The organism is Pluralibacter sp. (genome assembly GCF_019237635.1).
GTDB lineage: Bacteria > Pseudomonadota > Gammaproteobacteria > Enterobacterales > Enterobacteriaceae > Enterobacter_B.
Genome location: NZ_JAFAGS010000017.1, coordinates 67,490 through 75,733, shown reverse-complemented (window position 1 = coordinate 75,733; position 8,244 = coordinate 67,490). Strand labels below are relative to the sequence as shown.

Genomic DNA, 8,244 nt, shown 5'->3' with positions numbered 1-8,244 from the left:
GTGGCGAAAGAGGGATGGGCCGGTTTTCGCGCCCGGGAAACGCAAACGCTACAGGCTGTTACCGCGGCACAGCATGTGATCGCCACCGGCGGCGGCATTATTCTTGCGCCGGTTAATCGCGGGTTCATGCGGGAAAATGGCATTGTTATCTATCTGAAAGCGCCCGTCAGCGTGCTGGCTGGAAGGCTGGAAGCCTTTCCCGAAGAGAGCCAGCGGCCAACGCTCACCGGTAAACCCATCGCCGAAGAGGTGCGTGAAGTGCTGGCCCAGCGCGACGCGCTGTATCGTGAAGCGGCCCATGCCATCGTCGATGCCGCCAATGAACCGGACGACGTTGTCACGCAGATCCTTACCGTACTTGCCACCGGAAGCTCACAGCCCGCACGGGCAAACACCGCGGTTTTGCGATAACTCTCAGGCCGCAAAACGCGCCAATTCGCCAGTTTCGACCCACTATCACGCGCCCGTATGCAGGAAAACGTCAATACTGGGCGTGTATCACACTTTTTAGCCAAAACGAATGTTAATAAACCGTTAACCTCAAGATATTACAGGAGTGTTCTGGATACTTCAGGAATCTTTACGATCCGATGTGCGGTGAAGCTGCTACGCTACAAGACGGTTGTTTTTTAGCCATCAGGGGGCGATTCAAAAGCAGTGAGCCTGTGTTAAAGCAGTGGTAGTGAAGAAGGTACATAACATGAATGCGACTTTGGCGATTCTTACTATTGGAGTGGTACCGCTGCGTGAGGTGTTGCCACTCCTGACTGAGCATATCAGGGAAGAACGAATAACCCACATCAACCTGTTGGGGAAGATGTCGAGGGAGACGGTCATGGAGAGCTACGGCGTAGAGGCGGGTGAGGAAATCATCATTACCTTACTTAATGACAATCAACTGGCGGAAATTTCCCTCGCCAAAACTGAACGTAACCTCCAGTCCGTCATTGAAGTGCTGGATAACCAAAACTATGACGTCATTTTACTGATGAGTTCTGCGCCGGTTAGCGGGCTGGTGGCGCGCAACGCCATTTTGCTTGAGCCGCAGCGCATTATCCCGCCGCTGGTCAACTCTATTGTCGATGGTCATCAGGTGGGCGTGATAGTCCCCATCCCGGAACTGTTAAAAATGCAGCGTAAAAAATGGCAGGCGCTGCAAAATCCGCCTCTTTACGCGCTGGCCAATCCGGTGCACGGAACGGACCAGGAGCTCATTGCGGCGGGAAAACAGTTGCTGGAAGAGGGTGCTGATGTGCTGATGCTCGACTGCCTCGGTTTTCATCAACACCATCGCGACGTGCTGCAAAAAGCGCTGGATGTCCCGGTGCTGTTGTCGAATGTGCTGGTCGCGAGACTGGCGGCGGAATTGCTGGTGTAGGCACGTTTTTTTTGCGTGACAGGGGGCGCCTGCGCCCCCTATATTGGCTCTTCATCGATAATAAATAAGGGCCAGTTTATGCTTCAAAGTAATGAATACTTTTCCGGTAAAGTGAAGTCTATCGGTTTTACCAGCAGCAGCACTGGCCGCGCCAGCGTTGGCGTTATGGTGGAAGGGGAATATACGTTTGGTACCGCGCAGCCTGAGGAGATGACCGTGGTTAGCGGCGCGCTGCATGTGCTGTTGCCGGGAGAAACGGAGTGGAAAACCTATGAAGCCGGGCAGACATTCCACGTGCCGGGCAGCAGCGAGTTTCATCTGCAGGTCGCAGAGCCGACCTCGTATCTTTGCCGTTACCTGTAATGTCTTGCCTTCCTGCATCGGCAGGAAGGCAAAAACGTCTTAGCGCTGGGCCTCTCCGCCCAGTCCTTCCACCAGGTTGGCGACCAGCGCCGCCAGCTCACCGGTCATCAGGATGAAGTCAGCGTCGAAGCGCTGCGCGAAATCTTCGCGATCGATATCGTCGTTTTGATCGCGCAGTTCATCGCAGAATTTCAGGCGTTTGATGGACGCGTCGTCGCACATGACGAATTGGATCCGCTGCTGCCAGTCGAGCGCCAGCTTGGTAACCACTTTTCCGGCCTCAATATGTACCGCTATCTCATCGCTGACCAGATCCTGCTTCTTGGCGCGGATCACGCCGCCGTCTTCGAGGAGAGCTTTCAGTTCCGCTTCGTCGAGGAGCTGGAAGCCTTGCGCCACAGATCCTGAGCGTACCCATTCGGTCAGCGTCAGCTCAATGGGGTTTTCCAGCGCCAGCGGGACCACCGGCAGAGAGCCGAGCGTCTTACGCAGCAGGGCCAGGGTATCTTCCGCTTTTTTCGCGCTGGCGCAGTCGAGCATGATCAGACCGTTGACGGTGTCTATCCACAACAGCGTCTGGCTGAAGCGGCTGAAAGCTCGCGGCAGCAGGGAGTGCAGCACTTCGTCTTTCAGCGAGTCTTTTTCGGTCTTCTTGAGCTTACGACCCTGGTCGGCTTCCAGCTTCTGGATTTTGGCTTCCAGCGCCTGCTTCACCACCGGCGCCGGCAGGATTTTCTCCTCCTTGCGCGCGCAAATGAGGATTTGGCCGTTTGCCGTGTGCGTCAGGGCGTCACTGTGCGAACCCATCGGCGAAACCCAGCCGGTTCGGGACATATCCTGACTTCCGCATGGGGTAAACGCCAGCTCGGCTAACTGTTTTTCCATCTCGTCAGCGCGCAGGGAGATGTCGCGGCTGAGACGGTAAACCATTAAATTTTTGAACCACAGCATGATAATTTCCACGGCTTTGTCGTTAAATCCAGCGGGCATGATAGCGAATTGTCGTTATGCTTGCATTGTTAATCAGGAACTGAGGATGCTTCTGTGCGAATAGGTATCGATCTGGGTGGAACGAAGACGGAAGTCATTGCGCTGAGCGATAAGGGGGAGCAGCTGTTTCGTCACCGTCTGCCGACGCCGCGTAATGATTATCAGCAGACCATTGAAACCATCGCCACGCTGGTGGCGATGGCGGAAAAAGAGACCGGTCAGTCCGGCAGCGTCGGGATGGGGATCCCCGGGTCGATTTCGCCGTATACCGGCGTGGTGAAAAACGCCAACTCCACCTGGCTTAACGGCCAGCCTTTCGATAAAGACCTGAGCCGTCGCTTAAACCGTGACGTGCGGCTGGCGAATGACGCCAACTGTCTGGCAGTCTCGGAAGCGGTGGACGGCGCGGCAAAGGGTGCCCAGACGGTGTTTGCGGTGATCATCGGCACCGGCTGCGGCGCGGGCGTCGCCATTAACGGGCGCGCGCACATTGGCGGCAACGGTACGGCGGGCGAGTGGGGGCATAACCCGCTGCCGTGGATGGATGAGGACGAGCTGCGCTATCGCGCGGAGGTGCCGTGCTATTGCGGCAAACAGGGCTGTATTGAGACCTTCATCTCCGGCACCGGTTTCGCCACCGATTACCAGCGGCTGAGCGGACGGGCGCTGAAGGGCAGCGACATTATGCGGCTGGTCGGGGAGCGCGATGCGCTGGCGGAAAAGGCGCTTCGTCGTTACGAGCTGCGGTTAGCGAAATCGCTGGCGCATGTGGTGAACATTCTCGATCCGGACGCTATCGTGCTGGGCGGCGGCATGAGCAACGTCGATAGTCTATACCAGACCGTGCCGGAACTGATGAAGCCGTTTGTGTTCGGCGGCGAATGCGAAACGCCGATCCGCCGGGCCGCCCACGGCGACTCCAGCGGCGTGCGCGGCGCGGCGTGGCTGTGGCCGCTGTAGTTTTTCTCGTCCTCACCCCGTTGGCGTGAGGACGCTATTACGCGACGGCAAACGCTTTATCCAGCCTGCTATATCCCAGCCCGTTGATTTTCTTCACCTTGATCTGCACCGGAATCCGCTCTTTCATCGCTTCAACGTGGCTGATAACGCCGATGACCTTACCGCTGGCGTTAAGCGCATCCAGCGCATCCAGCGCGGTGTCCAGCGTTTCGCTGTCCAGCGTGCCAAAGCCTTCGTCGAGGAACAACGAGTCGATTCGCGTTTTGTGACTGACCAGGTCCGACAGCGCCAGCGCCAGCGCAAGGCTGACGAGGAAGCTTTCGCCGCCGGACAGGGTACGGGTATCGCGTACCGCATCGGCCTGCCAGGTATCGACGACCTCAAGCTCCAGCGCTTCGCTGGCTTTGCGTTGCAGCAGGTAGCGGCCATGCAGGCGGCTGAGTTGCTCGTTCGCCAGCCACACCAGGTTATCAAGCGTTAACCCTTGAGCGAACTTACGGAATTTATCGCCCTCCCGGGAGCCGATAAGCGCATTGAGCCAGCCCCAGTCCTCCAGCGTCCTTGCGGCGTCGTCTATCTCCTGCATCAGCGATTGCTGCTGCTGGCGGTTGTCAGCGTCCTGCTTCAGTTGCTGGCGAATACCGCCCTGCTGCGTGCTGTTCTCGCGCATCTGCTGAGCCAGTTGCTGTAGTTTTTCCTGTAATGTCTCAAGACTCTCCGCCTCAGGAAAACCGGCGGGCTTCAACTGCTGATGCTGTTCCAGCATCGCTTTCGCCTGGGCGGCCAGCGCCTGCTGCTGGTGCAACTGGTTTTCCAGCGTCTGTTTGAGTTGCGCCAGACGGTTGCGGGTAGGCTCGTCGAGCAGCGCCTCAAGGAATGCCTGCTGGTTGGCGAACTGGCTTGCGGCCAGCGCCTGATCAAAGGCCTGCTGCGCCTCCTGCTGACGCGCGCTAGCCTCAGTTTCCTGCTGTTGTAACATCTGCCACTGGCTGGACAACGAGACGCACTCATGATGCACCTGCTGCCAGCCCTCCAGCGTGATTTCGTCGTGCGCTTCGGGTTGGGCGGTTTCCGGCAGCGTGTCGAGCAGCGGTTGCAGTCGCTCAAGCTGGCGCTGGTTACGCTGCTGTTCGTCGCTGTAGTTCTGCCACTGCGCGCTTTCCGCCTCGCGCGCGTCCAGCCAGCGAGCCTCTTCGCCCACCTGCGGCGACGTCAGGGCAAATGCGCTGAGCGTGACCGCCAGCGCCTGCTGATGCTGCGCCTGCTGCTGGCGAAGGTCTGCTGCCTGTGTATTCAGGGCATCAATCTGGCGCTGTAGGGCGAGCCGTTGGCTGTGACGGAAAAGCTGCTGTTCGTACTCCTGTTGCGCTTCCAGCCAGGCGGAAATATCCGCCTGCGGCGTCAGGGCAATGCCCAGCGCGGCGACGGTGGTCTGCCACTGTAAGGTGAGTGCTTGCTCCTGCTCTGCCAGCGTCTGTATCTCGCTGTTGTCGGCCTGCTGTTGCTTATTGAGCGCTTCCAGTTGACCGCGCAGCGCGGCGCCGGACTCGGCCAACTGTTTCACCTCTTTATCCAGCGCGTCCCGGCGCGCCTCATTCACGCCCGGCGTCAGCGCCTGGTAACGTTCGATAGCCGGATGGTCGGTTGAGCCGCACAGCGGGCATGCCGCTCCCACCTGCAGACGGGCGCGCTCTTCCTGCAGCGCGACGATGGTGCGCTCCTGATCGCAGAGCGTTTTCACATCGGTAAACTGCTGGAGCTTCTCTTTATAGTGCTGGCGGAGGCGGGCGAGTCCGGCATCGTGCTGTTCCAGCTCTTGCTGGCGCTGCTGCAACGACTGCTGTAGCTGTTGGCGGCGCTTTTGCAGCGGCGCAAAGCGTCCGTACAGCATATTGAGCTGCTGGCGGTGCGAACGCAGGGCGGCGTGCTGCTCCATCGCCGCCGCCGTTGCCGTGGCATCCAGGGTCAGTGCGGTGTCCGGTAGCGCGCTGAGCTCACTTCTGAGCCCAGCCTCGCGCTGCGCCAGCGTCTGCAACTGTGCGGCATTGCGCGCCTGCTGCCCAAACGTCGCCCGCCACCCGGCCAGCTCCCGCTGCCAGTGGCGATAGCCATCGTGGGCGGTGAGCCAGTCGCCGAGGGTTTTCTGCTGCGCCAGCAACTGCGTGTGCTGCTGAACGGCGCTCTGGCGGATGCGGTTTCGCAGCCCGGTCTGGCTCTGTAAGCGAGTATTTACTTCTGCCGTTTGCTGACGCACATGTTGCAACGCGGCCTGCTGATCCTGCAGACGCAGCCACAGCGGGCGCAACGTATCGGCAGGATGCGCCAGCGCAAGCTTCGCCAGCTGCGGTTCGGCGTCGTGCAGCGCCTGTCCTGCGCTGAGCAGCGCGGCCTGCGCGCGCGCCTGCTCGCGGCTGATCTCATGTTCCCGCACCTGCCACTGTACCCAACGTTGGGTTCGGGTCTGTACGTCCTGCTGCTGTTTTTCTTCGTCAGTGAGCGCCTGCAAACGTTGCTGCAGCGCCTGCTGCTGCTCATCGGTGAGTAAAACCATCCCCGAGGCTTGCGCCTGCAGTTTTACCAGCTCGGTTTTCGCGGCTTTATGCTTTTCAAACACCTGGGCTGAGATCTGTCCGTAAATTTCGGTGCCGGTTAGCTCCTCCAGCAGTTCGGCCCGCTCTTTGGGTTTGGCGTTCAGGAAGGCGGCGAACTGTCCCTGAGAAAGCAGCATCGAGCGGGTAAAGCGCCCGTAGTCCAGCCCGGTAAGCGAGGCGGTCAGCTCCAGTTTGTCTTTCACTTTGTCGGCCAGAATTTTGCCGTCCGCGCAGGTCGCCAGCTCAACGCGCGGCGCCTGTAGATTGCCGTCCGGCTGGTTGCGCGCCCGGTTCTGGCTCCAGAAAGCGCGATAGGCCACGCCTTTGACCTCAAACTCGACTTCCGCCAGACATTCGGCGGTATCGCGCGTCATCAGGTCGTTTTGCGATTGCGACACCGTGTTAAGGCGCGGCGTCTCGTGATACAGCGCAAGGCAGATGGCGTCGAGCAGGGTGGTTTTCCCCGCGCCCGTCGGGCCGGTAATGGCGAACAGCCCGTTGCTGGCGAACGGTTCGGCGGTAAAGTCAATTTTCCACTCTCCCTTCAGGGAGTTGAGGTTTTTCAGGCGTAGGCTCAGGATCTTCATGCCGTTTCCTCCCCACAGAGCGTTTGCACTGTTTCGTTAAACAGCTGGTGCAGGCGGTCCTGCTGCGGCGCGTCAAGCGATTCCATGTCCAGCCTGCGCTGGAAGACGTCGCCCACGCGCAGCTCGCTCAGCGTTTCCCGCTGTTCGCCCATGATCATGCGCTCACGCTGCTCGCGGCTGCGGCGCACCAGCAGGACTTCTACCGGCAGGCCGTCGGTCAGCGCCTGGATTTTGCGCTGAATATCATGCAGATATTCCTCACTGGTGATTTCGATATCCAGCCACGTTGGCGATGTGGCCGGGGCATCGCGCCACTGCGTGAGCTGCGCGCTGATGCTGGCGAAATCACCTTTCAGCACCGCCAGCGGCTGGGTGATCGGAACCTCCAGCGGCGTAACTTCCGCGAGTTTGCCGTCGGCGAAGGTGACCAGGTTGACGCTTTTGGGTTTTCCGGTTTCGTCAAAACTGAGGGCAATCGGCGAGCCGCAGTAGCGAATATGCTCGCTGCCGCCGATTTTCTGCGCTCGGTGGATATGCCCGAGGGCGAGATAGTCCACTGGCGGGAAGTTCTGCGCCGGAAAGGCGTCGAGGGTGCCGATATAGATGTCGCGTACGGCGTCGCTTTTACTGGCGCCGACGGTGGTCAGGTGACCGCTGGCTACGATCGGCAGCGGGCGGTCGCCGCGTAGCTCGCATGCCTGAACATACTGCTGCTGGTAGTAGTCGGTAATGGCCTGCAGCAGGTGTTGCTGCTTTTCACCGCCGGAAAGCCCGGCCTGGCTTACCACCACATCGCGCGGGCGCAGAAACGGCACCGGGCACAAAATAGCGCCAGGTGTGCCGTCGCGGCGGTTCAGCACGCAGGGCGGCGTTCCGCTGCCTGCCACCACGGTCGTATTCAAAAAGGCCAGAATTTCGCGCGATTCGTTTAGCGTTGCCACCGAATCGTGGTTGCCCGCCAGCACCACCAAATGGCAACCGCTTTGCTGTAGATTAACCACAAAGCCGTTATACAACTCGCGCGCATAGCTCGGCGGCGAGCCGGTATCGAAAATATCGCCCGCCACGATAATGGCATCCACCCGTTGAGTTTCCGCCGTGTCGAGCAGCCAGTCGAGAAACGCCTGGTGTTCAGCGGCCCGGCTTTTGCTGTAAAAGTTCTGGCCCAGGTGCCAGTCGGAGGTGTGTAGGATGCGCATAAGTGTCCTGTGGCAAAAAAGCGTGACAGGGATTATAAACGCAGAGTGTGTGCAGGGCGATGGCTGCATTCAGCTCGTGTCATAATTCAAAAATCCACTATCATAAGACGGTCATCTTATTCATAAATCTGTCATAAATCTGACGCATAATGGCGCCGCACTTTAGGCTTGTTACT

General features: G+C 59.3%; 7 protein-coding genes. 4 read left to right on the top strand and 3 right to left on the bottom strand.

Translation table 11 applies throughout. From position 1 onward, the window contains the following. The 3 genes from aroL to ppnP form a co-directional block, all read left to right on the top strand. Nucleotides 1-411: shikimate kinase AroL (gene aroL / locus JO226_RS02470; RefSeq protein ID WP_293489744.1), on the top strand; the 411-nt coding region annotated here is incomplete at its 5' end. 289 nt (nt 412-700) lie between these two features. Beyond that, complete coding sequence (locus tag JO226_RS02465) at nt 701-1,378, top strand: AroM family protein (protein WP_293489742.1); 678 nt, start codon at nt 701-703, stop codon at nt 1,376-1,378. Between the two features lie 78 nt (nt 1,379-1,456). Beyond that, entirely contained in the window at nt 1,457-1,741 is a 285-nt protein-coding gene (gene ppnP / locus JO226_RS02460) for a pyrimidine/purine nucleoside phosphorylase (protein ID WP_293489740.1), read from the top strand. Between the two features lie 39 nt (nt 1,742-1,780). Here ppnP and rdgC read toward each other — a convergent pair whose 3' ends face one another. Next, complete coding sequence (gene rdgC, locus JO226_RS02455; RefSeq protein ID WP_293489738.1) at nt 1,781-2,692, bottom strand: recombination-associated protein RdgC; 912 nt, start codon at nt 2,690-2,692, stop codon at nt 1,781-1,783. Between the two features lie 93 nt (nt 2,693-2,785). Between rdgC and mak the strand changes: the two genes are divergently transcribed. Beyond that, on the top strand, nt 2,786-3,691 hold the full coding sequence (gene mak / locus JO226_RS02450) for a fructokinase (protein WP_293489736.1): 906 nt from the start codon (nt 2,786-2,788) through the stop codon (nt 3,689-3,691). Between the two features lie 37 nt (nt 3,692-3,728). Here the strand turns inward: mak and sbcC are convergent, their stop codons facing one another. Together sbcC and sbcD are read right to left on the bottom strand one after the other, a co-directional pair. Further along, a complete protein-coding gene (gene sbcC / locus JO226_RS02445) occupies nt 3,729-6,869 on the bottom strand; it encodes an exonuclease subunit SbcC (protein WP_293489735.1) in 3,141 nt (1,046 codons plus the stop codon). Then, on the bottom strand, nt 6,866-8,068 hold the full coding sequence (gene sbcD / locus JO226_RS02440; RefSeq protein ID WP_293489734.1) for an exonuclease subunit SbcD: 1,203 nt from the start codon (nt 8,066-8,068) through the stop codon (nt 6,866-6,868). Before sbcD ends, sbcC begins: the two co-directional genes overlap by 4 nt. Nucleotides 8,069-8,244 lie beyond the last annotated feature (176 nt).

What these genes read in the sequence shown, in the direction of transcription:
- JO226_RS02465 (WP_293489742.1), top strand. Translation starts at nt 701, where the DNA reads ATGAATGCGACTTTGGCGATTCTTACTATTGGAGTGGTACCGCTGCGT.
- ppnP (WP_293489740.1), top strand. Translation starts at nt 1,457, where the DNA reads ATGCTTCAAAGTAATGAATACTTTTCCGGTAAAGTGAAGTCTATCGGT.
- rdgC (WP_293489738.1), bottom strand. Translation starts at nt 2,692, where the DNA reads ATGCTGTGGTTCAAAAATTTAATGGTTTACCGTCTCAGCCGCGACATC.
- sbcC (WP_293489735.1), bottom strand. Translation starts at nt 6,869, where the DNA reads ATGAAGATCCTGAGCCTACGCCTGAAAAACCTCAACTCCCTGAAGGGA.
- sbcD (WP_293489734.1), bottom strand. Translation starts at nt 8,068, where the DNA reads ATGCGCATCCTACACACCTCCGACTGGCACCTGGGCCAGAACTTTTAC.